This window comes from Candidatus Allofontibacter sp., from assembly GCF_040404065.1.
GTDB lineage: Bacteria > Pseudomonadota > Alphaproteobacteria > Pelagibacterales > Pelagibacteraceae > Fontibacterium.
The window spans coordinates 401,730-427,564 of sequence record NZ_JBBAJM010000001.1 but is presented as its reverse complement, the minus strand read 5'-3'; the positions used below and the strand labels follow the sequence as shown (position 1 = coordinate 427,564).

The following is a 25,835-nucleotide window of genomic DNA, read 5'->3' as shown; positions in this document are numbered from 1 at the left end:
TGGATTATTTCAATGAACAAAAAATTAAGTTTAATTAACAGTGGATTTATAGATATTTTTTATATTTATTGGTTTGGTCTCTATAAAACTTCCTCATATAATACTAAATTCAATATTTAAAATTTTAATGGAAACAAATATAAAAAAAACTGTAAATGTATTTTTAGCAAGTCCTAGAGGATTTTGCGCTGGGGTAGATAGAGCTGTCGAAATTGTAAAAAAAACTATTAATAAGTTTGGTGCTCCAGTTTATGTACGGCATGAAATAGTTCACAATCAGTTTGTAGTTGAAAATTTAAAGTCGCAAGGGGCAATCTTTATTGAAGAGCTTTCTGAAATCAAAGATAAATCTAGACCTGTTATATTTTCAGCTCACGGTGTACCCAAAAAAGTTGTTAACGAAGCAAAGTTAAATAACATTATTTATATTGATGCGACATGTCCTCTAGTAACAAAAGTCCATAGAGAGGCTGAAATTCTAGCAAAAAATGAATTTAATATTATTTTTATTGGTCACAAAAATCATCCTGAGGTAATCGGTACTATGGGACAAATAGATGATAATTATATTACATTGATTGAGAGCAAAGAAGATATAGAAAGTTACTTTCCAAAAATTAAAAATAATAAATTCGCATATATTACCCAAACCACTCTTTCAGTAGATGACACTTTAGAAATTATTTACCTATTAAAAAAAAAATATCCATCTATAAAAGATCCAATCAAAAGTGATATTTGTTATGCAACAACAAATCGACAAGAAGCTGTTAAACAAATTGCAAAAAAATGTGATTTATTTTTAGTAGTTGGCAGCAGGAGTTCCTCCAACTCACAGAGGTTAGTAGAAGTTGCAAAAAAATTCGGTTGCAAAGAAAGTATTCTAATACACTCTGAACAAGAACTACCCGTTGATAAAATTAGAAACTGTAGAAATATAGGCATCACTTCTGGCGCCTCAGCTCCTGAAATATTAGTTGAGAATTTAATTAAAGAAATTAAAAATATTACTGACATTAAACTTGAAGAAGTAGTTACTTCGGTTGAAAAAGTTTCTTTCAAACTTCCTACAATGCTTATTAAATAATGGCTGTTTATACTAAATTAGAACATCAAGAAGTTAAGGAGTTTTTGGAACAATATAACATTGATGACTTGAAGAGTTACCAAGGAATTATTGAAGGTGTAGAAAACACAAATTATCTTATTAAAACATCTCAACAAGATTATATCCTAACTATCTACGAAAAAAGAGTAGATGAAAATGATCTACCTTTCTTTATAGAATTATTATCTAGTTTATCAGAATATAATTTTCCTTGTCCCAAGCCAATTTCAAATAAAAATAACCAAAAAATTAATAAAATTAAAAATAAAAATGCTGCATTAGTAACTTTTTTAGATGGAAAATCAAAAAACAAGGTCACTAGCGAAGACTGTTTTGAAATAGGAAAAATAACAGCACAGTTACATGAAATAACAAAAAAATTTGATATTAAAAGAAAGAATAATTTATCGATTGAAAACTGGGGTGAGATTCTAGAAAAAACAATTCAAAAAAAGATAGAATTAGAAAAATCTATAATAGAAAAAACTAAAAATTATTTGGAATTTCTAAAAGAAAAATGGCCCAAAAATTTACCTACTGGAATTATCCATGCCGATCTTTTTACTGATAATATATTTTTTACAAATAATAAAGTTTCAGGAATTATAGATTTTTATTTTGCTTGTAATGATTTTTTTGCATATGAAATAGCGATCTGCTTAAACTCAATTTGCTTTGATAATAACTCTACATTTAATATGACCAAGGCCAAAAATCTTATAGATGGCTATTCTTCAATAAGAAAACTAAGTGTGGATGAAAAAAAATACTTACCTATCCTATCTATGGGCGCTGCGATGAGATTTTTTCTAACTAGACTATATGACTTTTATAATACCGATAATAAAGCGGACGTTAAAATTAAAGATCCTTTTGAATATTTTAAAAAATTAGAGTTTCATTCAACTATTAAAAGTTTTAACGAATATTTTATTTAATGAATGAAGTAATTATTTATACAGACGGATCTTGTTTAGGTAACCCAGGAAAAGGTGGTTGGGCCGCCGTAATTATTCAGAATGAAAAAGAAGAGGAAATATTTGGATCGGAAAAAGATTCTACCAACAATAGAATGGAATTAACAGCCGCTATAAATGCTTTGGAAAATATTATACAAAATAAAAAAATAAAAATCTATACCGACTCTAAATATGTAAAAGATGGGATTGAAAAATGGATTCATAATTGGAAATTAAACAATTGGAAAAACGCGAATAAGAAAGATGTAAAAAATAAGGATCTCTGGATTAAATTAGATGCTATAATTAATGAAAAAGAAGTTGATTGGCATTGGGTGAAAGCACACTCCATTAACAAATATAACAATAGAGTAGACTTGCTTGCAAGAAACGCTGCTATCGCAAACGATTAGTTTTAATATAATCTTTTATTTTATTTAAGTTATTAGGTAGCACTTTGTAGAATTCTTTTTTTTTAAGACTTCGATTTATTCCTATAGGAACTATAGGTTTTCTTTTTAAAATTTTATAAATAGTCTCTTTAAATTTACCTGGGTGAGCCGTTTCTAAACAAAACAAATTTTCAGATTTGGTATTATTATTGGAATAATAATCTTCTAAAGCTTTTAAGCCTACTGAAGAATGAGGATCCAATATTTTATGATTATTATTATAAACTGACATAATAAGATCCGTAGTGTCTTTAGCGTTAACGGATTTAGAATAAAAAATATTCTTTATTCTTTCTAAAATTTTTTTTTCTATTTTATAAAAGCCAGCTTTATTTAATTGATTCATAAACGCTGATATTTTTTTAGAATTATTCTTATAATAAGAGGAGATAAGTCTCTCAAAGTTGCTCGCAACTTGTATATCCATACTTGGTGAAATACTAAATTTAACTTTTGATGGTTTATAAACTCCATTTTTAAGAAATTTATGTAAAAGATCGTTTTCGTTCGTTGCAATAATTAATTTAGATATGGGCAATCCCATTTTGTAAGCTATATACCCGGCATAAATATCCCCGAAGTTTCCTGTGGGAACTGAAAAAACACTCTTTTTCTTTTTATCAGATAAACGAAAATGGGAATAGAAATAATAAACTATCTGAACAACAATTCTGGCCCAGTTTATTGAGTTAACACCTGACATATTAATTGTTCTTCTAAAGTTCAAATCATTAAACATTGATTTAACTAATGTTTGACAGTCATCAAATGAGCCTTGCACTGCAATATTGAAAACATTTTTGGCATTAACTGTCGTCATTAGTTTTCTTTGCGTTACAGAAACTTTTCCTTTTGGATGTAGAACAAAAATTCTTATGTTTTTTTTATTTTTGACAGCATCGATTGCTGCGGCGCCCGTATCCCCTGAGGTTGCTGTCACTAAATTAACTCTATTCTTATTTTTATTAAGAATAACTTCGTACATATTGCCTATGACCTGCATGGCAATATCTTTAAAGGCTAGCGTCGGTCCATGATACAATTCTATCAAATTAAAATTTTTAACCCTTGAAAATTTTATTACATTTTTACCGTCGAAATTTTTATAAGATTTTTTAATAATTTTTTTTAATTCAGTTTTTGAAAAAGTGTCACCGGTATAAATCTTAATAATCTCATAAGCTAAATCATTATAATTTAATTTAGAAAATTTTTGCAAAGTCGATTTTGAAAGGTGTGGTATATTTTTTGGAATATAAAGACCTCCATCATGAGCAAGGCCGTTTAAAAAAGTATCTATAAAACTATAAGTTTTTTTGTTATTTCTTGTGCTAATATATTTCATTAAACTTTTTTCCTATAAAATAAAAAAAAAATTACAGTTACTAATCCTAAGCCATACCACGTTATAGCATATTGCAAATGATTATTTGATAATTGAATTTCGTAATTATTAGCAACCATATCTTTATTTGTTTTTGAAGTTTGAACAATTAATAATGGATAAATATTCTTATTTAAGATCCTCTTTAAAAGATCAACGTCAACAAAGTATATAAAATCTTCTTTGATATTATTGTCTGGTGTAAACATACCTTTTTCTCTTATTTTTTGTGTATACCCCTCAATAACATCTTCGTAAAAAAAACTTTTTTTTATTAAATTAATTTTATCTTTTTTAACCCAGCCTTTATCAACTAAAACTACAAGTGAATTGTTAACTTCGTAAGCAACTATAACTTTAAAATTGATTTCTCCTTTATTTAGATGGTATAAAAATACTTCTGGTTTTAATGATTTCTTTTTTAATATAACTTTAGTGTATTCTTTATTAATTTCTAAATTAAAATTAATAGAATTTTTCCTTAAATTATTTTCTAAGTTTTTTAATAAATTATTCTTGTAATTAAGTCTAATAATTTGCCAAGTTCCTAACGAAAAAAGAACCAAAACAAAAAATATAAAAAAAATGTCTAATGACTTTATTTTCAAAAAAAATATCTATTAACTTCCCCAGATATATATTGAAGCAAATAAGAATAGCCAAACCACATCGACGAAATGCCAATACCAAGCAGCTGCTTCAAATCCAAAATGATGATCAGGCTTATAATGTCCCGCTTTAGCTCTAAAATAGCAAACTGTTAAAAAGATTGTTCCCACAATAACGTGAAAGCCATGAAAGCCGGTTGCCATGTAAAAAGTTGATCCATAAATCCCTGTGCTTAATTTAAAATCTGCATGGATATATTCGTAGGCTTGAAAACAAGTGAAAATAGAACCTAATATAACTGTTAATAATAAACCGCTTAACAATCCTTTTCTGTCATTTTCCAAAAGAGCATGATGCGCCCAAGTAACTGTTGTTCCAGATAAAAGTAAAATTAATGTATTAACTAATGGTATGTGCCAAGGATCAAGAGCATTAATGCCTTTAGGTGGCCAGACCGATCCTAGTACCTGTGAAGGAAATAAACTTGCATCAAAGAAGGCCCAAAACCAAGCAACAAAGAACATTACTTCAGACATTATAAATAATGTCATTCCATATCTTAAACCGATCTGAACAACTGGTGTATGATCACCTTTATATTCACCCTCAATAACAACATCTCTAAACCACATAAACATTGAATAAAGAGTCAAACCTAATCCAATTAATAGAAGCCAAATAGATTTTGAGTGCATATAATAAACTGCACCAAAGGCTAAAACTAAAGCGGCAAAAGAAGAAGTTATTGGCCAAACACTTGGATCAACCAAGTGGTAGTCGTGCCCTTTTTTATGGTCATCTGACATTAGTTTTTATCCTTTTTAAAGTTAGCTACATCAAAAAAAGTATAAGATAAAGTAATATCCTTAATTTCCTTAGCAGACAAGTCATCAACTATCTTTGGATCAATAAAATAAGCCATTTCGAACTCCTTTGTTTCTTTTGGTTTTAAAGTTTGTTGTTCAAAACAAAAACAACTAATTTTATTAAAATACTGACCAGCAGAATCTGGCATGACGTTAAAAGTTGCTACTGCTGTTGAGGTTTCATTTCCCAAATTTTTAACTTTAAATTTCACAATAGAAACTTGTCCCGGTTTAATATTTTCTTTAGTTTTTTCTGTTTTAAAATCCCAAAATAATCCTTTTGCAACGTTAGTATCAAATCTGGTTAAAATAACGTGATTGACAATAACATTTGGAATTTGCTTAGAAACTTTTGTGGTTCCTCCAAAGCCGGTAGCCTTACAGAATAACTCATAAAGTGGAACGGAGGCAAAGGATAGTCCAAGCATAACAAAGAAGATAATAACTAAATAAAAAGGTTTTATTCTTTTATTTACCTGAAAATTCATAGAGGTCTAACTAGGATACCATTTCCTACATTTATTATTGTAAAAATAAAAAAAAAAACAACTAATAATAATAATATAATTACAGTAATATATTTTTTATTCATTTAACAAATTTAATAAAACTTTCTGTCAGCAATAAAGCAAATAATAAGAATAGATATAAAATGGAAAAACCAAATATTTTTTTAGATAGCATTCCTATAGTTTTCTTATTATTAGCGTTTAACAACTTGAATGTTAAAAAAATATAAAATAATCCTAAGAAAACAGTTGGTATTAAATAAACAAAACCAGCAAATTTAAAATAAAATGGAAGTATAGTTATAGGGAATAATATAAGCGCATATGCAAAAATATTTTTTTTTGTAAAATTTACTCCTGAAACCACTGGTAGCATTGGTATTTTCGCTTTTTTGTAATCTTCGGATTTATATAAAGACAAAGACCAAAAATGAGACGGGGTCCAGAAAAATATAATTAAAAACAATACTATTGGCTCAATTGACAAATTATTATTAGCAATAGACCATCCTATTACTGGCGGAAAAGCACCTGCTGCTCCTCCTATTACAATATTCTGAACGCTTCTGCGTTTAAGCCAAATTGTGTAAATAAAAATATAAAAACCAATAGTAATAGCTAAAATTATAGCAGATAGAATATTTGAAAAAACATAAAGTCCCCAAATAGATATTACTGATAAAGAAATTCCAAAATATAACGCTTGGTTATTTGATATTTTCCCAAGTGGTATTGGTCTTAAACAAGTGCGGGACATTACGGCATCAATTTCGGAGTCGTACCACATATTAAGAGCTCCTGCGGCTCCTGCACCTAAAGCTACAAAAAAAAGTGCTAGTGAAGAACTTAAAAAATTTACTTTTGTATTAGAAATCAAAAGACCAACTAATGCAGTGAAAACAACCAAAGACATTACTCTTGGCTTCATTAAATTATAAAAATTTTTTAAAACTAAAAGATTTTTATTATTTTGATAATTAGCAAATGTAGCTTTATACACTTTTTTAATTATTTAATTTTCGGTAGCTCATTAAACTGATGGAATGGTGGAGGAGAACTTAAAGTCCATTCCAATGTTGTTGCACCTTCGCCCCACTGATTATTAGGAACTCTTTTCTTTCTAATAAACGCATGAGCTACTAAAATTAAAAATATAATAACTCCAAATCCGGAAATGTAAGATCCAATCGAAGAAACAAAATTCCATCCAGCATAAGCATCTGGATAGTCAGCATATCTTCTTGGCATTCCTGCTAATCCTAAAAAATGCTGAGGGAAGAATACTAAATTAACTCCAATAAATGTTGTCCAAAAATGAAATTTTCCTAAAAATTCTGAATACTCATATCCTGACATTTTTCCAAACCAATAATAGAAGCCTGCAAATATTGAAAACACTGCGCCTAAAGAAAGTACGTAATGAAAGTGAGCAACAACATAATATGTATGGTGTAAAGATGTGTCTACTCCGGCATTTGCTAAAACAACTCCCGTCACACCACCTACAGTAAATAAAAAAATAAATCCAATAGCCCAAAGCATCGGCGTCCTTACAGTAATAGAACCTCCCCACATTGTTGCAATCCATGAAAAGACTTTTATTCCTGTAGGAACCGCAATGATCAACGTTGCGAATACGAAATATGCTTTAGTGTCTACACCTAAGCCTACCGTAAACATATGGTGGGCCCAGACTACAAATCCTACAACACCAATTGATACCATCGCGTAAGCCATTCCAAGATATCCAAAGATAGGTTTTTTTGAAAAAGTTGAAATTATATGACTAATCATTCCAAATCCGGGAAGGATCATAATATAAACTTCTGGGTGACCAAAGAACCAAAACAAATGTTGAAATAAAATTGGATCCCCGCCTCCTTTTGGCTCAAAGAAAGCAGTCCCAAAATTTCTGTCAGTTAATAACATTGTAATTGCTCCAGCTAAAACCGGTAAAGAAAGTAATAATAAAAAAGCTGTAACTAAAATTGACCAAGCAAAAAGAGGCATTTTGTGCATTGTCATTCCAGGCGCTCTCATATTGAAAATTGTAGTTATAAAATTAATAGCTCCAAGAATTGATGAGGCTCCAGCTAAATGAAGGCTTAGTATTGCAAGATCCATTGCTGGACCAGGTTGTCCAGCCTTTGAAGATAGCGGTGGATATATTGTCCAACCTCCTCCAGTTCCAAGTCCTCCAGGAGGACCTTCAACAAAAATTGAAGAAATTAATAAAATAAAGGCTGCTGGCAACAACCAAAAGGAAATATTATTCATTCTAGGAAAAGCCATGTCAGGAGCACCTATCATAAGCGGTACAAACCAATTTCCAAAGCCTCCTATCATTGCTGGCATAACCATAAAAAAAATCATAATTAAACCATGACCAGTAACTAAAACATTGTAGAGATGATAATCTCCACCAAGTATGCCGTCGCCTGGGTACATCAGTTCTATTCTCATAAGAATTGAAAAAACTGTGCCGACAATTCCTGCAACAATTGCAAAAATTAAATATAAAGTTCCTATATCTTTATGGTTAGTAGATAGAAACCATCTTTTCCAAAAGCCAGGGTAATGAGAATCTTGCATAGTTTTTTATTTTATTGTTTTTTCTGTAAAATTATTTTCTGCAAAAATATTATTTTCAGGATATTTTGCAAACTTTACTTTTGCCACTTTAAGCCATTCATTATATTCTTTTTCCGAAACTATTTTTACAACAATAGGCATAAAAGCATGTTTTGTTCCGCACAATTCTAAACACTGACCATAATAAATTCCCTCTTTTTGTGCCTTAAACCAAGTTTCGTTAATTCTTCCTGGAACTGCTTCTCTATTTACCCCAAAAGAAGGCATAGCCCAAGCATGCAAAACATCGTTGGCTGTTATTAAAACTTTTACAACTTTATTCACTGGAAGAACTACATAATTATCTGCCTCTAAAAGCCTTGGCTGATTTGGTTTTAAATTTTTGGTCTCAACCATGTTTGCTTCAAAAGATATTTTTTCATCAGGATATTCATATCCCCAGTACCACTGATAACCCGTAACTTTTAAAGTAACATCTGACTTAGGAATAATATCCTGTTTGTATAACAATCTGAAAGATGGAACGGCTATAACAACCAAGATTATACAGGGTATTAAAGTCCACAAAACTTCAATTAATGTATTGTGAGAAGTTTTTGAAGGAATTGGGTTTTTAGATGATCTAAATTTAATTAAACTATAAATTAACAAAAAAAGCACAAAAGCAGATATTGCAACAATAATTGGCAGTATGATTTTGTCATGAAGATGAATAATATCATCCATGACAGAAGTAACGGATTCCTCATATCCAAACTGCCAGTTCTCTCGAGCAAATGCTGTATTAGTCGTAGCGACTAACGCTAAAGATAAATAAAATTTGTTTAAAAAATTTTTTGTCATTAATTAAAGATATACTATGTAAATATAGTTATTTAACTATATTATTATCACAAATATATAGAAAAAATTTGCGACAATTTATCTAAAAATGAACCCAGATTTAAATGAGTTTTTTTCACAGGAAAATTCAATTTCAAGAAAATCAGCAGAAACAATAGTCAACGATACTCTTTTTAAGTGTGATGACGGTGAACTATTCCTGGAATCGACAGTTTCGGAGTCGTTATTATTGGATGATGGTAAAATTAAAAACACAAGCTACGACTCTAGCAAAGGTTATGGGTTAAGATCTGTTAACAACGATATTACTACCTACTCACATTCAAATGAACTGACAGAAGAATCTTTAAAACAATCTGCAAAAATAATTTTAGATGCAAGCAAAAATTTTTCTGGAAAATTAAGTTCTGGACCTAAAAAAACTAACAAACATCTGTATGCTGACGTTAATCCTATAGAAGCAAAAAATTTTTCTGAAAAAATAGATCTATTAAATAACATAGACAAATACTTAAGATCAAAAAATCCACACGTTAAACAAGTTTCTAGCTCTATATTTTCTGAATATCAGCAAATAGAAATTATCAGACCTGACAATCAAAGTTATTCCGACAAAAGACCTCTTGTTCGATTTAATGTTTCGGTAATGGTTGAAAAAAATGGAAGAAAAGAAACAGGAAGTTATGGCACTGGCGGAAGAAAAATATTAGATGAATATATTACTGATTTAAATTGGAAAAAAGTTTGCGATATCGCTCTAAAACAAGCATTAGTTAATCTTGAAAGTGTTGATGCCCCGGCTGGAGAAATGAAAGTAGTGTTAGGACCTGGTTGGCCTGGAATTCTTCTTCATGAAGCAATTGGACATGGTTTAGAAGGAGATTTTAATAGAAAAAAAACTTCTGCATTCTCAAATTTAATGGGACAAAAAATAGCTGATGAACAAGTAACCGTTGTTGATGATGGAACAATTGAAAATAGAAGAGGCTCTATAACTATCGATGATGAAGGAACACCGACAAATAAAACTGTATTAATAGAAAAAGGAATATTAAAAAATTATATACAAGACAGATTGAACGCAAGATTGATGAATGTTCAACCAACTGGAAATGGTAGAAGAGAAAGTTTTGAACATATACCAATGCCACGTATGACAAACACTTATATGCTTTCTGGAAAGTACCATCCCGAAGAAATAATTAAATCAGTTGATAACGGTATCTATGCTGTTGCATTTGGAGGGGGTCAAGTAGACATCACAAATGGTAAGTTTGTTTTTTCATGCACTGAAGCTTATGAAATTAAAAATGGAAAAATTGGAAGACCTTTAAAAGGAGCAACTCTTATTGGCAATGGTCCTGACGTTCTTACAAAAGTTAAGATGGTTGGAAATGACATGGAACTAGATGCTGGTGTTGGCACTTGTGGAAAAAATGGACAATGGGTACCTGTTGGCGTTGGTCAACCAACTATCTTGATTGATAGCATCACTGTTGGTGGAACTAAAAATTAATTAATCTGAGAATTTAATAAAACAAGACCTGCAACTGCAGCTGTTTCCGATCTTAAAATATTTTGACCTAATGAAATAGGTAAACAATTACTCATTTTACTTAGCAAGTCCCTTTCTTTTAATGAAAAATCACCTTCAGGACCTATCAATAAGTAAAATTTATTATTTTTATTTTCTTTTAAAACTTCATCTATCTTTTTATTAGAAGAGTTAGTGTCCGCAAAAAAAATTACAGAATTCTTATCAAAAGATTGTAATTTTTTTTCTAATTTTCCAACTTCATGAATAACTGGCAATAATAGCTGATTAGATTGTTCGCAAGTTTCTTTGATAATTTTTTCAACTCTTTTTATGTTTAAATTCTTAGCGACTGACTTTTCAGAGATAACTGGAATAAATTCTTTAACGCCTACTTCTGTGCATTTTTGAATTAAATAATTCAACTTTGAACTTTTAATTAAAGAAAATATTAGAGATATATTTGATTGTTTTCCTGTATTTTTAATCTTTGCTACTAGTTTAACTTTTGTATTATTTTTATCAGAGCTAATAATTCTTCCCTCGAATTCTCCATCTTGAGAATTAAATAAAAAAACATTATCCCCTTCTCTTAAACGCATCACATTTTTTAAATAATGACTATCTTCTTTTTCTAGAATTAAATCTAAATCTAGATCTAGCTTTTTATTCAAATAAATTCTTACTTTTAAAGACATAACTGTTATTGTAACTAAATTACTCAATTTTTACAAAATGTACCAATTTGCTGAATTATTAAGATTAAATAAACCCATTGGAATCTTTTTATTATTCTGGCCATGTGCTTGGAGTTTGGCAATGACCCAATGGTTTACTGTAAATGATAATTTATTTATTAAGTACTTAATTTTATTTTTTATAGGCTCTATAGTAATGAGAAGTGCTGGTTGCGTTTATAATGACATCGTAGATAAAAATATAGATAGCAAAGTTCAAAGAACCAAAAAACGTTTAATAGCTTCTAAAAAAATAAGTGTAAAAACTGCTTGGATTATTATTCTGCTACTTTTAATTCCTGCAATCGTAATATTGTTTCAGTTTAATAATTTTTCTAGAATATTAGGTTTATCATCTGGATTATTAATTTTAACTTATCCTTTTATGAAAAGAATAACATTTTGGCCTCAACTATTTCTTGGTTTTACATTTAATTGGGGAGTGCTACTTGCCTGGTCAGTGTTCTTTGAAAACTTAAAAATTGAAACAATCATCTTATATGTGGCGGCGATATTTTGGACTTTAGGATACGATACAATTTACGCACTACAAGATAGACGCGACGATTTAAAAATAAAGATCAAATCTACAGCAATTAAATTTAAACACGACATAAAGAACTTCCTTTTTTTTTGCTACATTTCTTTAATAATTTTATTAATTGCTTTAGGTGCTTTAACAGATAGATCTTTTCTTTATTTTATCTTAATAATAACTTCATCTGCACATTTAATTTATCAAGTATTATTAATTAAAAAAACCAACTCTAATGATAGGGAAAAGATTCAAAAAGTATTTAACAGTAATAATTTTTTTGGACTTTTAATATTTTTAATATTTTTCTTAGAAACTTATAATGCTTAAAGACAGTTCATTTTTAAATAATCTTGGCGAGTATTGCATTGATGAATTAAAAAAAATTGGCACAACAAACTCTGAGGTGGTTGTGGGTCATTCAATTTCGGAAGATATGTTACAAAGAAATAATAAAATTGAAGAATTTACAAGGTCTGAAGATATTAGTATTGGCCTCACTGCATACATTAATCAAAAAAAGTCTTCTATTTCTACATCAAATTTAACAAAAGATAATATTAAGAAAGCAATTGTTAGATGCTACGAGATGGCAAAAAATACTCCTGAAGATCAATACTGTGGTCTTCCCCAAGATCAATTTTTAGATAAAGATTCTAATAATCTAGACTTATTCGATGATTCAATAATTCCTTATGAAAACAAAAAAAATTACGTATCCGAATGTGAGCATGAGGCACTAGTTCAAGAAAAAATATTTAACTCAAATGGCGTTTCTTTCTCAGAAGTAAAATCAAATTTTTTATTAAAAAACTCCAATGGTTTTTCAGGAGGACGAAAATCATCCGTTTTTAATATTTCATGCGATGTGCTGGCAAAAGAAAATGATAGCATGGAAAGAGATTATGAATATTCATCAAAAAGATTTTTTAACGATCTTCCAGAACCAAAAAGTATTGGAAAATTAGCAGCGAAAAGAGCGCACTCCAGACTAAATCCCCAAAAAATAAATTCTTTTACAGGTCCAGCCGTATTTGAACCAAGAGTATCCTCGAGTTTTTTATCTCATTTACTATCGTCTATTTCTGGACACAATTTAGCTAGAAAAGTAAGTTTTATTAAAGGGGATATAGGAGAAATTTTGTTTCAAGAAAATATTAATGTAATTGATGATCCGCTAATAAAAAAAGGACTAGGGTCAAAAAATTTTGACTCAGAAGGAGTAAATTGCAAAAAATTAAGATTAATTAATGCAGGCAAGCTTAATGAAATTCTTTTAGATACTTATTCTGGAAAAATGCTAAGAAAAAAAACTAATGGCAGATGCGGCGGTGCAACCAACTGTTATTTTGAGAATGGGAAAGTAACAAAAACAGATTTGATAAAAGATATAAAAAGAGGTGTTTGCATAACAGAGTTATTTGGCTCAGGCTTTAATAGTGTTACAGGAGATTTTAGCAAAGGAGGTTCTGGTTTTTTGATAGAAAATGGAGAAATAACTTATCCAATAAGCGAAATTACTGTCGCAGGAAATATCAAGAATATGTTTAAAGAAATGATATTAGCTAATGATCTTGAATTCAAATCTAGAATAAATTCTCCAACAATAAGAATTAATAATATAATTATTGGAGGAAAATAATTAATGAATAACAATGAGCTTATTAATAGAATTTTTCACACTCAGATAAAAAAATATTTAAATCTAATTTTTATTTGTCTATTTTTCATGATCATTTCAGCAGTAACAACTGCTGCAAGTGCGTGGTTATTGGATCCTGCTATAAAAGAAATATTTTTGAACCAAAATAAGACCATGCTCTATATGATTCCTTTAGCGATAATTATAGTTTTTGTTTTAAAAGGCCTTTCAACATTTGCTGTAAGAATTGTAACAATAAAAATAGGAATGAAAGTTGTAGAGAATATTCAAATTTTAATGGCTAAAAGAATATTAACCTCTGATATTTCTTATATTGTTGGAAAACATTCTGGTAAATTTATTTCTAACTTTATAAACGATACCCAAGTTTTGTTTAACGTAATATCCGGAATAGTTATAAGCTCAATAAAAGAAATATTAACTTTACTAGCGTTAATAATTCTCATGTTTTACCATGATTGGCAATTAAGCATCTTAGCTTTGGTTATTATTCCTATAGCCGCTTTTTTCTCGAGAAAATTTGGAAAAAAAATGGGAAAAAAAGCTAGCCTAAGTTTTGAAGCTACTGAAAATTTAAGTAAATTTTTATCTGAAATTATCAGAGGATCTTGGCTTGTAAAAATTTATCAAAGAGAAAAAGATGAACAAATTAAAATATCTAATTTTATAGAAGATAGATTTAAGAAAATGAGAAAAGTAGAACAGGTGCGCCTTGGAACCGGTCCTACAATGGAAATGATTACTGCATTTGCTATTGCTTCAGTAGTTTTTTTTGCTGGTTATAGAAGCATGCAGGGAGCAATAACTATGGGTCAATTTGTTTCTTTTTTAGCAGCACTAATGCTTGCTTATCAGCCAGTAAGAGCCCTAGCTGGAATTAATGTTGGCATACAAGAAGGTGTTTCTGCTGCGAAGAGAATATACGATTTAATTGATCAAAAAGATCAAATATCAGATGATGTTACTCTTCCTGAACTAAATCTTTCCTCTGGAGAGATAGTATTTAAAGATGTTAGCTTTACCTACCCAGACGGATCAAAAGTTATTGATAAAATAAATATTAGCATTGCCGGAAGTTCTAAAACTGCAATTATTGGAACTAGTGGCTCCGGAAAAACAACTATTTTAAACTTAATACCGAGATTTTATAATCTAAAAGAAGGAAGTATCCTTATCGATAATCAAGAAATTAATAAGATTAGATTATCTTCTTTAAGAAAAAATATTTCTATTGTGAGTCAAGATACGGTTCTTTTTGATGATACAATAAAAAATAATATTGCATATGCAAACATTCTTGCGACTGATGATGAGATCAAGAATGCTGCCAAATTTGCTGCTATAGATGATTTTATAAATTCTTTAAAAAATGGCTACAATACGATCGTAGGTGAAAATGGAGTTAAATTATCAGGTGGACAAAAACAAAGAATTTCAATAGCTAGAGCAATTTTAAAAAACTCACCCATAATTTTACTTGATGAAGCAACTTCTTCTTTGGATTCTGAAGCTGAAGAAAAAATTAGATATGCGCTAGATAATCTTACTAAAAATAAAACAACATTAATAATTAGTCATAAATTTTCTTCAATAATTAATTGTGATAAAATTTATATATTAAACAAAGGAAAAATTATTGATGAGGGGAATCATTCAGAATTAGTCAAAAATTCTACAGTTTACAAAAATTTATACGATAAACAGACCTTAAATTAAATCTTACCCTATGAAAAAGATTTATATTTTTTTAACCTTTATAATAAATTATTTTTTATACTTATATTTATTTTTAAGATTGTTAAAAAAAAAAAAAAGCCCTACAAGATATAAGGAAAAATTGTGCATATCCTCTCAATTTAAAACAGATAAATTTTTAATTTGGTTTCATTGCTCGAGCATAGGTGAACTTAAAAGTATATTTCCAATTATTGATCATTATTTAAAAAAAAATACCCAAATTCTGGTTACTACTTCTACTATAGGATCAAATGATGTGTTTCAAAAAAAATACAACAATGTCTCAAATATTATTCACCAATTCGCACCTTTTGATACTCCTCAAATAATTAATAAATTCTTCTCTAAATGGAGACCAGATGTAATTTTTTTTACTGAATCTGAAATCTGGCCTAATCAAATCTTCAAAGCTAGAGATAGTAATATTCCAATAATTCTTCTAAATGCAAGACTATCCAAAAAGTCTTTTAATAGGTGGAAATTTTTTAAAACGAATATGAAAAATATAATAAATTGTTTCAATCTAGTTCTTTGTCAAAGCGAGGAAAGTCAAAGCTATTTTAATTATTTTAAGACTAACAATATACAGTTTATAGGAAATCTTAAATTAACTCGTTCTGAAGAATATAATTCTAAAGATTTTTCTAATCCAACCTTATCTAAAAAAATAATATTTATCGCTCTTAGCACTCACAATGGTGAAGAAGAAATATGTATAAATTCACATATTAATTTAAAAAAAAAATATCCTAATTTATTAACTATAATCATTCCGAGGCATATCAATAGAGTTTTGGAAATTAAAGCATTAACTGAAAAACTTAAGTTAAATTTTTTAATAACAGATTCTATATCTAATTTTAAAGATGATACGGATATCGTAATTGTAAATTCTTATGGCTCTGCACAAGAATTCTTAAAATTATCTAAATATGTTTTTATTGGAGGATCGTTAATAAATCATGGAGGACAAAATCCTATTGAAGTAGCTTACAACAATTCAATAATTTTTTACGGACCCTATATATACAATTTTACTGAGATATATAATTACCTAAATAAAGAAAATGCTGCATTTAAAATTAAATCTGAGTCAGAACTTACGAATCAATTAGATGAAAAATTTAATAATTATAAAAATACAAATATTAAAGACAAGATAACTAAAATGGGTAATGAAATTTTTTTAACAACAATTAAAGAATTAGATAAATATATAATTAGTTAATCAATGTATTTTATGAAGCCAAAATTTTGGGATAAAAAAAAAAATTCTTTTTTATCTATACTATTGTATCCGCTATCAATTATTTATTATTTTATAATCTTAATAAAAAAAATAACTGCTGTTCAACATAAATTTAATATTCCTATAATCTGCGTGGGAAATATTTATATTGGAGGAACTGGGAAAACATCTGCTGCAATTGAAATATTCAAAATATTAAGCCGTTATAAAAAAGTTTGTTTTCTTACAAAAGGTTACGGTCGAAAGAATAAAGAGAATGTTCATTTAAATAAACTAAATTATCCAAATCAAAATTCAGCGAATATAGGTGACGAACCTCTACTATTAAACAAATTTGGACACGTATATATTGCTGACGATAGATCACAAGCTATAAATAATATTATAAAATTAGGATACGATGCTGTTATTATGGATGATGGCTTTCAAGACTTATCAATATTAAAAAATATAAATATACTTTGTTTTGATTCAAAAAATTGGCTTGGAAATAAAAATTTAATACCCTCTGGCCCACTTAGAGAGCCTGTTTCATCAGTTCGAAGAGCTAATTTTATAATTATTAAAGGCAAAAAAAATGAAAAGATCGAGGAAACATTAAAAAAAATCAATAATAATGTGCATATTATCTATGCAGAAAATAAGATTGAAAATATTGATGCTTTAAAAAATAGAAATTTTATAGCTTTTTCAGGAATTGGAAATCCAGATAGTTTTTTCGATATTTTATTAGAGAATAATATAAAAATTAGAAAACAAATTACTTATCCGGATCACTTTCAATTTACAGAAGAAAATTACAAAACTTTATTCAATGAAGCTAAAAATAATGTATGCGATTTGATTACTACTGAAAAAGATTATGTAAGGATTGAAAATAAATATAAACAAAATATTTATTATACTAAATTGAATACTTTATTCAGTAATAAAGAATTATTAGAAAAAGAAATTAGACTACTATTTTAATGAAAATTATTAGATATTTTATAGAATTCATTTTAGTAATATTTTTTTTTCTAATTTTTAAAATTATTGGCTTAAAATTGTCATCTAATTTAGGTGAATTTATCGGTAAATATTTTGGTCCTTTATTTAGAAACAAAACAATAGCAAAAAAAAATATTCAAATTGCATTTCCAAACATTTCTGAAAATGAAATTAACATATTGATAAGTAATATGTGGAAAAATATAGGAAGAATATTTGGTGAATATGTTCATCTAAATAAATTTAGTGTTATTGACGAAAAAAAAAATAAAATTACTTTCATAGACCCAAAAAATATTGAAAAATTAAAAAATAATAAACACCCAATCATTTTTTTCTCAGGTCACTTTGCAAATTTTGAATTAATGGGCAGATGTTTAAAAGAATTAGGCTTTAATATCGGAGCTATTTATAGGCCTCTTAATAATATTTTTTTAAATCCGGTTATGGAATTTATTAGAAAAAAATATATCGCTCCTATTCAAATAGAAAAAGGTTCAAAAGGAACTAAAAAATTGATTAAACACATATCAGCAAATAATCCTTTAGCTTTACTAATGGATCAAAGACTATCTTCAAGCATTCATATTCCTTTCTTCAATAAACCCGCAACAACAACTACGATGCCAGCTCAACTAGCAATTAAATATGATGCTTTGCTTGTTCCCGTTTTTATAAAAAGAATTAAAAATACTAACTTTGAGTTTTTTGTTGAAGAGCCATTATCAATAAATAAAACAAACAATTACGAGAAAGATATTTTTAACATAACTAAAGACATGAATCATAAAATTGAAGAATTCATTAAAAAAGATCCAGCTCACTGGCTTTGGTTACACGATAGATGGAAATAAAATACTATTTTAAAATTAGCTGCGGATCAATTTTAGTATCAAACCAATTAACTCCAAAATGCAAATGAGGTCCTGTTGCTCTTCCAGTTGAGCCAACTTTTCCGATTACCTGACCCTTTTTAATAAATTCGTTTTTTTTTACTAATATTTCGTCTAAATGAGCATAAATTGTAGACACACCATGTCCATGATCTAAAACAATGCTTCCTCCTGTAAAATAAAAACCTTTCTCAGCAAGACTTACATATCCATCTGCTGGAGATTTAATCTCTGTTCCTCTAGGAACTGAAAAATCAATCCCAAAATGAGGTGAGCGAGGTTTCCCATTTAATATTCTTTGACTTCCATAAACTCCTGAAATTGGCCCATCTACTGGTTTGCTAAAGCCTGAATAAAAAAATGTAAAATCTGAGTTAACTAATTGAGCATTTTTAATTAGTTCATTTTCTTTTTTAATTATTTTTAAAGATTCATAATCAGGAGTGACCATTTTTTCATCTAGGCCTTCTATTTTCTGAATCTTGTACTGTCTTTTTTTTATTTTATAAGTCATAGAGGTAATTTTGTTATCTCGATCTATTGAATCAATAACAACACTTCCTGTTTGATTGTAATTAATACCAAAAACAAAAATTCCATCTTTTGATATTTTTATTTGTTTTTTATTAACATAAATAGATCTGTCAGGTAGCTCTTTGCCAACGATAAGTGCGCCTTGAGTTATTTCGTTATTCAATTCAAAAGCATTTGCTAATTGAAAAGGAAAAAGTAAAAAAAATAAAATTAAAAAATACATCTATTTTTTGTTTAACTCTTTAAATCTTTCAGTTGCTTCGACATAAGAAAAGTAAGGCTCTTGCAATTCGACATTCCAATATCTAAGCTCGGAAAGGTTTATTTTTTTCCCAGATACTTTGCATGTAACATAATCTCCTTGTGAAATAATTTCAAAATTTCCTGGTTTAAATTTTAATTTTGCTTCTTTCATAAAATATTTTTAAGTAATTTTAGCTTTTATTTTTCCATCCGATAATTCAATTACAACATCATCATTTTTGTTAATTTTATTTTTTTTATAAACAATATTACTATTTAAATCCCTTACAATTGAAAAACCTCTTTTTAAAATTTTATTGGTGTCTAAACTACTTAACCTAGAAAAAACACCATTTAAATTTAAATCTAAATATTTAAATTTATTTTTTAATAAATTTAAAAGAGATTTATCAATAAGTTTAATTTTATCTTTCTTATCTTTGATAAAATTCTTTAAATTCTTAATATCTAAAAATTTTACTAATTGGTAAATAGATTTATCTTTTTCTTGTAATAATAAACTAAAATTAGAAATTAATTGTTTCTTTAATCCCCGAATCTTTTCGATTAAATTACTTTTTTCTGGAACGGCTTTCTCAGCAGCAGCTGTTGGTGTTGATGCTCTATAATCAGCGACAAAATCCAAAAGAGTAAAATCAGTTTCATGGCCAATTGCTGATATGATTGGTATTTTACTAGAGAATGCGGCTTTAACTACACTCTCATCGTTAAATGAAAGTAAATCTTCGGCTCCACCTCCTCCTCGTGCAATTATTATAGTATTAACTTCAATATTTTTGTTAAAAAAATTTATTCCCTCAACAATTTCCCCCGCCGACTTATTTCCTTGAACAGAAATTGGATAAATTAAAAGATGAGTTGGATACCTATGCTTTACCCTATTAATAATATCCATTATTACAGCTCCAGTTGGGGAGGTAATTATTCCAATTTTATCAGGAATAAATGGTATGGGCTTTTTGTGCTCTTCATTAAAATAACCTTCAGCCTGTAATTTTTTTTTTCTTTGCTCAATCAATTTTAGTATTGCACCTTCGCCTTGTAGTTCAATCTGATCAACTTTAATTTGGTAACTAGAAATGCTACTTTTCGCATAGGTTGTAATTTTTCCTTCAGCAACTACTTCCATTCCTTCTTCTGGAAAAATTTGTAAAAATGGCACCGAACTCGACCAGCAAATAGCATTCAATAGAAAGTTTTCATCTTTTAATGAAAAATAAAGATGACCCTTACTTTCTTTTATTTTAGAAACCTCACCTCTGACTCTAATTCTTTCGAAATTCTCCTCTAAAATATTTTTTGTTAAAGATGTTATTTCTGAGACAGAAAATTCTGGAATATTTTTCATTATCAATTTATATACCTATATTATTATATGAACATAGCTGTTATAGGAAGCGGTGGAAGAGAACATTCTGTTTGTTTTAAACTTAGACAATCAAAAAAAATAAATAAAATATTTTGTTTTCCGGGTAATGCTGGAACTAGCAAAATAGCTCAAAATGTTAATATTGATGTTTTAAATTTTAAAGATATTTCAAATTTTTTAAAAAATAATAATACAAAAATAGTATTTGTTGGTCCTGAAGTCCCTTTGGTAAATGGAATTAAAGATTACTTAGAAAAAAAGGGTTTTTTTATTTTTGGTCCATCTAAAGCTGCTTCGAGACTAGAAAAATCTAAATCTTTTACAAAATTACTTTGTAAAAAATATAAAATACCTACTGCAGATTATAAATCTTTTAATAGTATGAAAGGAGTTAAAAAATATATTGATAATATGAATACTCCTATAGTTATAAAAGCTGATGGACTAGCCTCGGGAAAAGGGGTTTTTATTTGTAAGAATAAAAAAGCAGCTCTACAAAAATGTAAAGCAATTAATAAAGGTAAATTTAAAAGTTCAAAAAAATTTGTTGTTGAAGAATTTTTATCAGGTGAAGAAGCTAGTTATTTTATATTGTCAGATGGCAAAAGTTATAAATTCTTTGGAACCGCTCAAGATCACAAAAGAATAGGTGAAGGTGACACAGGTCCTAATACTGGAGGAATGGGTGCTTATTCTCCTTCAAATATTATTAATGAACAGGTAGAAGAAAAAATAAAAAAACAAATTATCGAACCTACATTAAAAGGACTAAAAAAAATGGGATGTCCCTTTGTAGGTGTTTTATATGCTGGTCTTATTATTAAAGATAACCAACCTAAACTTATTGAATATAATATTCGATTAGGAGATCCTGAGTGCCAAGTATTAATGATGAGATTAAAAACAGATTTATTAAAAATAATATTAGCTTGTAAGAACAAGCAAATAAATAAAATCGCTATTAATTGGAGCAAGAAAAAAGCAATGACAATTGTTGCGTCATCAAAAGGATATCCAAATAAAAAAGATCAAATATCTGAAATAAAAAATTTAGAAAATATAAAGATTAATAATAATCAATATATATTCCATGCTGCTACATTCAAAAAAAATAATAAAATTTATTCTTCTGGAGGTAGAGTTTTAAATTCTACAGCTTTAAATAAAGACCTTAGGTCAGCAAGAAACGTATGTATTAAAATGTTAAAAAAAATTAACTGGAAAGATAAATACTTTAGAAAAGATATTGGCTGGAGAGCCATCAATAATTAATTACGTTTTTTTTTAAAAAAATTTTTCATTAAAGCTAAAAAAGCTGTCTCTTTAAAACCATAATAAAATTTGGGTTTATGATGTAAATTTTTAGAATAAATCAATTTAGGACCGCTAATAAAACCTCCAGATTTTTTGTCCTCCAAACAAAAATAGACTCTTCTAATTCTAGAAAGAGAAATAGCAGAGGTGCACATAGCGCAGGGTTCTAATGAACAATAAAGATCAAATTTATCTAATCTTTCTAAATTTGATAATTTTAAAGCTTTTGTAATAGCGTTAATCTCGGCATGCAAAATAGGGTTTTTCTTATTTTTAGTCTGATTTATGCAAGCTGATATGACTTTCTTTGTAATTGGATTAACAACAATTGCGCTAACCGGAAGTTCTCCCAACTTAAGAGCTTTTTTTGATAATTTTAAAAGTAAATTAGTATAAATATCAATCTGACCATTCATTATGAATAATGATTACCAAAAAAAAACTAGAATAGCTAAATTTTTATCGTCCAAAGGATATGGCTCAAGACGAGAAATAGAGCAATTAATTTTAAAAAATAAAATTATTGTTAATAAAGAAATTATTAAATCTCCTATTACTTTTGTAAACGATCAAGACGAAATAATATTAAATAATCAAAAAATTAATCTTTATAAAAAAATGGAAGTATGGAAATTTTATAAACCAATAAATTACATTACATCCAGAAATAAACAGGATGACAGGCCAATTATATATGAGCTTTTGCCTTTTAATCTAAAAAAAATAAAAACTGTTGGCAGGCTAGATATTAATTCTGAAGGACTTTTGTTATTAACGGACGATGGTGAAATTATTAGAAATCTAGAATTACCTAAAAATAAATTTATTAGAAAATATAAAGTTAGAGTTTATGGATACATTGATGAAAATGCTCTTAATAAAATTAGTAAAGGAATAAAAATAAAAAATGTGCGGTATGCTCCTTTTGAATATAAATTTTTAAAAGAAGGGAATGCAAATTCTTGGCTAGAATTCCAGATGCAAGAAGGTAAAAATAATGAAATCAGAAATTTATGTTCCGCTATCAATCTTAAAGTTAACAAACTTATTCGCTTAGAATATGGACCCTTTAAACTTAAAAAATTACTACCTGGAAAAATAGAGAAAGCAGAAGAAAAAGAAATGGAACTATATGAGGATCATATCAGGAAAATATAAAGGAAAAAAAATACTTTTTCCTAGTAAATTAATTACAAGACCTTTGAGAGATAGAGTAAAAGAAAGTATTTTTAATATACTGCAGCATTCTAATAAAATTCAATTTCAATTTAAAAATTCTATAGTTTTAGATCTTTTTTCTGGATCTGGCTCTTTTGGGTTAGAATGTTTATCAAGAGAGGTGGAGAAAGTTTTTTTTTTTGAAAAAAGTTCAGAAGCATTTATAATTTTGAAAAAAAATCTTAATGTTTTGAATATCCTAAGTGAGAGTGCCGTTGCTATTAATGAGGATGTTTTGTTAATTAAGAACAATAATTTATTTAACAAAATTAAACCTAATTTAATATTCTTAGATCCTCCTTTTAAGGTCAAAAATATTGACGATATAATAAATGATCTAAAAAAAATTATTAATAAGAACAATATATTAGTTATTCATACAAACTCTGAAAATAATATTGTAAATGATGAGCTAAATATTATTGAGGAAAGAATTTATGGAGTCTCAAAAATTTATTTTGCAAAATTAAATTTAACTTAAAATAGAATAAGTTTCTGTTTTTATCAATTGCACAGCAGGTTGATTAAAGGGATTAACATTTAAAGCTTTGCACAAAATGGCGGTTTCTAACATAGAGTAGGTCAATAAAGAAATAAGGCTTTCTGTGGGTTTATTTGCATCAACAAGAATAACTCTAAATGGAATTAATTTTTTTTTAAAAACATTAATTGTTGCATTGAATTGTGCATCTATAATCTTATTTATGGTATTACCCGTTTTTAATCCTTGGTTAAAATAGTCTTTTATAGAATTATCATTTTTATTATTGATCATTTTAATAAATGTAAAAAATTTATTTTTTTTTCCGTCTAAATAAAGCTGCATAATACTATGATGATCTTTCGGGCACTCCGATATAATAGGAGTAAAATCCCTACCGTTTTTTCCAATGCTTTCTGCTAATAACTGTTGATGCCAATAACCGTAATTTAATAATTCTTTTGAATAAATAAGCGAAACATGAGTATCTATTTTAGGCCCTTTAACTAAAGCTAGCAAGGATGCTGTATTTTTAATTAAAAAATCTTTTAAATCTTTCTTTAAAACTAAATTAATTCCATGAATAATTTTTTTATAATCAAGATTAAACATTAATAAACCTGTCTCGGATAAAACAGAATACCTACCGCTTAAATTAATATTGTGCTCAAAAAAATTGAGGTCATTCTTTTTTGCAAAATTAAATAATTCATTATTTCTTTCGGAAATAATTATAAAATTTTTAGATATATCTTTCTTTTTCTTTTTAAAATTATCTAAAATAATATTACAATTTGATAAAGTTTCTAAAGTTGTTCCAGATTTTGATATGACAAAAATTGAAAATTTAGTTAAATCTTTTTTTATTAAGTCGTTAATTAATTCTTTATTTAAGTTATCTAAAAAAAAATAATTTTTATCTAAACCAAAGAAAGAAGAAATCATTTTTGAGCCAAGAACAGAACCGCCCATTCCTATAATTAGGATATTTTTATTTAATTTTTTTTTTAAAATTAATTTTTTTAAATGAATATTTTTTTGATAATTATCCGATAAAGTATCTAAAAAAAAATTTTCTTTATTTTTAATTAAATCATTAAAAATATTAAAGCATGTGTTAATATTTTTTTTGTGAGACGCGCTAATTTTATTGACGGTATTAAAGAAGTTAATTTTCATTAAACTATCTAACCTTATCAAGAATACTTTTTTCTAAAGATCCAGTACTAATTTCTTTCTTATTAGATTCAATATTCTTTTCTTTTTCCTTGCTCTCTAAATTTTTATTAAACATTTCTTTTAAACTATCTTTCTCATCTTTTTTTACATCTTGTTTGTTGTCTAGAGCAGTAACAGAATCGGGGGGCAATAAATCAAAATTAGGAGGCATTACTAGTGGGCTTCTTTTTTCAATTAAGAATTCATCGGGAACATCTTTTTGAACTCCCATTCCTTTTCTTACATTCTCACAAGAACTTAATAAGACTATTAATATGAATAAACTTAATTTTTTTTTCATTTCTTTTTTATTTTAAAAAGATCAATTATTACTAAACCAATAATTCCAATAGTTATAAAAATATCAGCAATATTAAAAGTAAACCAGTGAAAACTCTCATAGTGAAGATCTATAAAATCTGGGACTGCATTATAATAATATCTATCAAATAAATTTCCGAGAGATCCTCCTAGAATTATAGATACGAAAATTGACTCTAAATAATTTGATGAAGCCAACATCCAATAAATAAGAGCAAAATTAATCATAGTTATTATTATTGAGATGATCATGTAAAAAAAAAAATGTTCTATCTGTAATATTCCAAAACCAATTCCATTGTTCCAGGCTAAAGAAAAATTAAGAAAAGAATTAATATAAATTTCTGAAGAAGAATTGTTTGAAAGATTTTTTAAAATTAAGATTTTTGAAACTCTATCTATTGCAAATAAAATAAATATAGAGATAAATAAATATAATTTTTTTTTACTCAGCAT

The 25,835-nt window shown here is 27.7% G+C and carries 28 protein-coding genes; 13 read left to right on the top strand and 15 right to left on the bottom strand.

What is annotated here, in order from left to right:
* The first annotated feature begins 127 nt into the window (after positions 1–127).
* Genes ispH through rnhA form a run of 3 tightly spaced genes read left to right on the top strand, consistent with a single transcriptional unit; the run spans position 128 to position 2,480 of the window.
* On the top strand, positions 128–1,087 hold the full coding sequence (ispH, locus tag AC8IG9_RS02280; protein WP_507425203.1) for a 4-hydroxy-3-methylbut-2-enyl diphosphate reductase: 960 nt from the start codon (positions 128–130) through the stop codon (positions 1,085–1,087).
* Positions 1,087–2,046, top strand: a complete 960-nt coding sequence (locus AC8IG9_RS02275) for a homoserine kinase (RefSeq protein ID WP_507425202.1) — start codon at positions 1,087–1,089, stop codon at positions 2,044–2,046. Before ispH ends, AC8IG9_RS02275 begins: the two co-directional genes overlap by 1 nt.
* Positions 2,046–2,480, top strand: coding sequence for a ribonuclease HI (gene rnhA, locus AC8IG9_RS02270; RefSeq protein WP_507425201.1), 435 nt, complete (start codon positions 2,046–2,048; stop codon positions 2,478–2,480). Before AC8IG9_RS02275 ends, rnhA begins: the two co-directional genes overlap by 1 nt.
* Here the strand turns inward: rnhA and thrC are convergent.
* The 7 genes from thrC to coxB all read right to left on the bottom strand — a co-directional run bounded on the left by thrC (position 2,464) and on the right by coxB (position 9,322).
* On the bottom strand, positions 2,464–3,864 hold the full coding sequence (gene thrC, locus AC8IG9_RS02265) for a threonine synthase (RefSeq protein WP_507425200.1): 1,401 nt from the start codon (positions 3,862–3,864) through the stop codon (positions 2,464–2,466). The two genes, rnhA and thrC, sit on opposite strands and share 17 nt — an antisense overlap.
* Positions 3,864–4,511 carry an SURF1 family protein gene (locus AC8IG9_RS02260; protein ID WP_507425199.1) on the bottom strand — a complete coding sequence of 216 codons (648 nt, stop codon included), beginning with the start codon at positions 4,509–4,511 and terminating at the stop codon, positions 3,864–3,866. The genes thrC and AC8IG9_RS02260 overlap by 1 nt, the downstream gene beginning before the upstream one ends.
* 12 nt (positions 4,512–4,523) lie before the next feature.
* Positions 4,524–5,318 (bottom strand): cytochrome c oxidase subunit 3, encoded by a 795-nt coding sequence (locus AC8IG9_RS02255; protein ID WP_507425198.1) that lies wholly within the window; start codon positions 5,316–5,318, stop codon positions 4,524–4,526.
* Positions 5,318–5,866 (bottom strand): cytochrome c oxidase assembly protein, encoded by a 549-nt coding sequence (locus tag AC8IG9_RS02250; RefSeq protein ID WP_507425197.1) that lies wholly within the window; start codon positions 5,864–5,866, stop codon positions 5,318–5,320. Before AC8IG9_RS02250 ends, AC8IG9_RS02255 begins: the two co-directional genes overlap by 1 nt.
* Positions 5,867–5,966: 100 nt before the next feature.
* Positions 5,967–6,887, bottom strand: a complete 921-nt coding sequence (locus AC8IG9_RS02245) for a heme o synthase (RefSeq protein WP_507425196.1) — start codon at positions 6,885–6,887, stop codon at positions 5,967–5,969.
* Between the two features lie 8 nt (positions 6,888–6,895).
* A complete protein-coding gene (gene ctaD / locus AC8IG9_RS02240; RefSeq protein ID WP_507425195.1) occupies positions 6,896–8,479 on the bottom strand; it encodes a cytochrome c oxidase subunit I in 1,584 nt (527 codons plus the stop codon).
* Between the two features lie 6 nt (positions 8,480–8,485).
* Positions 8,486–9,322 (bottom strand): cytochrome c oxidase subunit II, encoded by an 837-nt coding sequence (gene coxB, locus AC8IG9_RS02235; RefSeq protein ID WP_507425194.1) that lies wholly within the window; start codon positions 9,320–9,322, stop codon positions 8,486–8,488.
* A gap of 88 nt (positions 9,323–9,410) precedes the next feature.
* Between coxB and tldD the strand changes: the two genes are divergently transcribed.
* Positions 9,411–10,838: a metalloprotease TldD gene (gene tldD / locus AC8IG9_RS02230; protein ID WP_507425193.1), complete on the top strand. Its 1,428-nt coding sequence runs from the start codon at positions 9,411–9,413 to the stop codon at positions 10,836–10,838.
* Here tldD and AC8IG9_RS02225 read toward each other — a convergent pair.
* Entirely contained in the window at positions 10,835–11,554 is a 720-nt protein-coding gene (locus tag AC8IG9_RS02225; protein ID WP_507425192.1) for an RsmE family RNA methyltransferase, read from the bottom strand. The genes tldD and AC8IG9_RS02225 overlap by 4 nt on opposite strands.
* Positions 11,555–11,591: 37 nt before the next feature.
* Between AC8IG9_RS02225 and ubiA the strand changes: the two genes are divergently transcribed.
* The 6 genes from ubiA to AC8IG9_RS02195 are packed head-to-tail and all read left to right on the top strand — an operon-like array spanning position 11,592 to position 18,621.
* Positions 11,592–12,458 carry a 4-hydroxybenzoate octaprenyltransferase gene (ubiA, locus tag AC8IG9_RS02220; protein ID WP_507425191.1) on the top strand — a complete coding sequence of 289 codons (867 nt, stop codon included), beginning with the start codon at positions 11,592–11,594 and terminating at the stop codon, positions 12,456–12,458.
* A complete protein-coding gene (locus AC8IG9_RS02215) occupies positions 12,451–13,770 on the top strand; it encodes a TldD/PmbA family protein (protein ID WP_507425190.1) in 1,320 nt (439 codons plus the stop codon). The genes ubiA and AC8IG9_RS02215 overlap by 8 nt, the downstream gene beginning before the upstream one ends.
* A 3-nt stretch (positions 13,771–13,773) precedes the next feature.
* Positions 13,774–15,507 carry an ABC transporter ATP-binding protein gene (locus AC8IG9_RS02210; RefSeq protein WP_507425189.1) on the top strand — a complete coding sequence of 578 codons (1,734 nt, stop codon included), beginning with the start codon at positions 13,774–13,776 and terminating at the stop codon, positions 15,505–15,507.
* 10 nt (positions 15,508–15,517) lie between these two features.
* Complete coding sequence (locus AC8IG9_RS02205) at positions 15,518–16,756, top strand: 3-deoxy-D-manno-octulosonic acid transferase (protein WP_507425188.1); 1,239 nt, start codon at positions 15,518–15,520, stop codon at positions 16,754–16,756.
* Positions 16,757–16,768: 12 nt separating this feature from the next.
* On the top strand, positions 16,769–17,746 hold the full coding sequence (gene lpxK, locus AC8IG9_RS02200) for a tetraacyldisaccharide 4'-kinase (RefSeq protein WP_507425187.1): 978 nt from the start codon (positions 16,769–16,771) through the stop codon (positions 17,744–17,746).
* Positions 17,746–18,621: a lysophospholipid acyltransferase family protein gene (locus AC8IG9_RS02195; RefSeq protein ID WP_507425186.1), complete on the top strand. Its 876-nt coding sequence runs from the start codon at positions 17,746–17,748 to the stop codon at positions 18,619–18,621. The genes lpxK and AC8IG9_RS02195 overlap by 1 nt, the downstream gene beginning before the upstream one ends.
* Positions 18,622–18,625: 4 nt before the next feature.
* On the opposite strand, the gene AC8IG9_RS02190 is transcribed toward AC8IG9_RS02195, so the two are convergent.
* The 3 genes from AC8IG9_RS02190 to xseA are packed head-to-tail and all read right to left on the bottom strand — an operon-like array spanning position 18,626 to position 20,806.
* Positions 18,626–19,417, bottom strand: a complete 792-nt coding sequence (locus tag AC8IG9_RS02190) for a M23 family metallopeptidase (protein WP_507425185.1) — start codon at positions 19,415–19,417, stop codon at positions 18,626–18,628.
* Positions 19,418–19,609, bottom strand: a complete 192-nt coding sequence (locus AC8IG9_RS02185) for a DUF2093 domain-containing protein (protein ID WP_507425184.1) — start codon at positions 19,607–19,609, stop codon at positions 19,418–19,420. It abuts the gene before it with no gap.
* Positions 19,610–19,618: 9 nt separating this feature from the next.
* Positions 19,619–20,806 (bottom strand): exodeoxyribonuclease VII large subunit, encoded by a 1,188-nt coding sequence (gene xseA / locus AC8IG9_RS02180; RefSeq protein WP_507425183.1) that lies wholly within the window; start codon positions 20,804–20,806, stop codon positions 19,619–19,621.
* A gap of 27 nt (positions 20,807–20,833) precedes the next feature.
* Here xseA and purD point away from each other — a divergent pair, with 27 nt between their 5' ends.
* Positions 20,834–22,099, top strand: coding sequence for a phosphoribosylamine--glycine ligase (gene purD / locus AC8IG9_RS02175; protein WP_507425182.1), 1,266 nt, complete (start codon positions 20,834–20,836; stop codon positions 22,097–22,099).
* Here purD and AC8IG9_RS02170 read toward each other — a convergent pair.
* Positions 22,096–22,557: a nucleoside deaminase gene (locus AC8IG9_RS02170; protein ID WP_507425181.1), complete on the bottom strand. Its 462-nt coding sequence runs from the start codon at positions 22,555–22,557 to the stop codon at positions 22,096–22,098. The genes purD and AC8IG9_RS02170 overlap by 4 nt on opposite strands.
* Before the next feature lies 1 nt (position 22,558).
* Here AC8IG9_RS02170 and AC8IG9_RS02165 point away from each other — a divergent pair, with 1 nt between their 5' ends.
* Both AC8IG9_RS02165 and rsmD read left to right on the top strand, forming a co-directional pair.
* Positions 22,559–23,299: a pseudouridine synthase gene (locus tag AC8IG9_RS02165; RefSeq protein WP_507425180.1), complete on the top strand. Its 741-nt coding sequence runs from the start codon at positions 22,559–22,561 to the stop codon at positions 23,297–23,299.
* Entirely contained in the window at positions 23,274–23,840 is a 567-nt protein-coding gene (gene rsmD / locus AC8IG9_RS02160) for a 16S rRNA (guanine(966)-N(2))-methyltransferase RsmD (RefSeq protein ID WP_507425179.1), read from the top strand. Before AC8IG9_RS02165 ends, rsmD begins: the two co-directional genes overlap by 26 nt.
* On the opposite strand, the gene AC8IG9_RS02155 is transcribed toward rsmD, so the two are convergent.
* From AC8IG9_RS02155 to lspA, 3 genes are read right to left on the bottom strand one after another with little or no spacing between them, the layout of a single operon-like run.
* Complete coding sequence (locus AC8IG9_RS02155) at positions 23,832–25,019, bottom strand: phosphoglucose isomerase-related protein (RefSeq protein ID WP_507425178.1); 1,188 nt, start codon at positions 25,017–25,019, stop codon at positions 23,832–23,834. The two genes, rsmD and AC8IG9_RS02155, sit on opposite strands and share 9 nt — an antisense overlap.
* 4 nt (positions 25,020–25,023) lie before the next feature.
* Positions 25,024–25,359 (bottom strand): DUF3035 domain-containing protein, encoded by a 336-nt coding sequence (locus AC8IG9_RS02150; RefSeq protein ID WP_507425177.1) that lies wholly within the window; start codon positions 25,357–25,359, stop codon positions 25,024–25,026.
* The gene (gene lspA, locus AC8IG9_RS02145) at positions 25,356–25,835 is read right to left on the bottom strand and encodes a signal peptidase II (protein ID WP_507425176.1); all 480 of its coding nucleotides are present in this window, start codon (positions 25,833–25,835) and stop codon (positions 25,356–25,358) included. Before lspA ends, AC8IG9_RS02150 begins: the two co-directional genes overlap by 4 nt.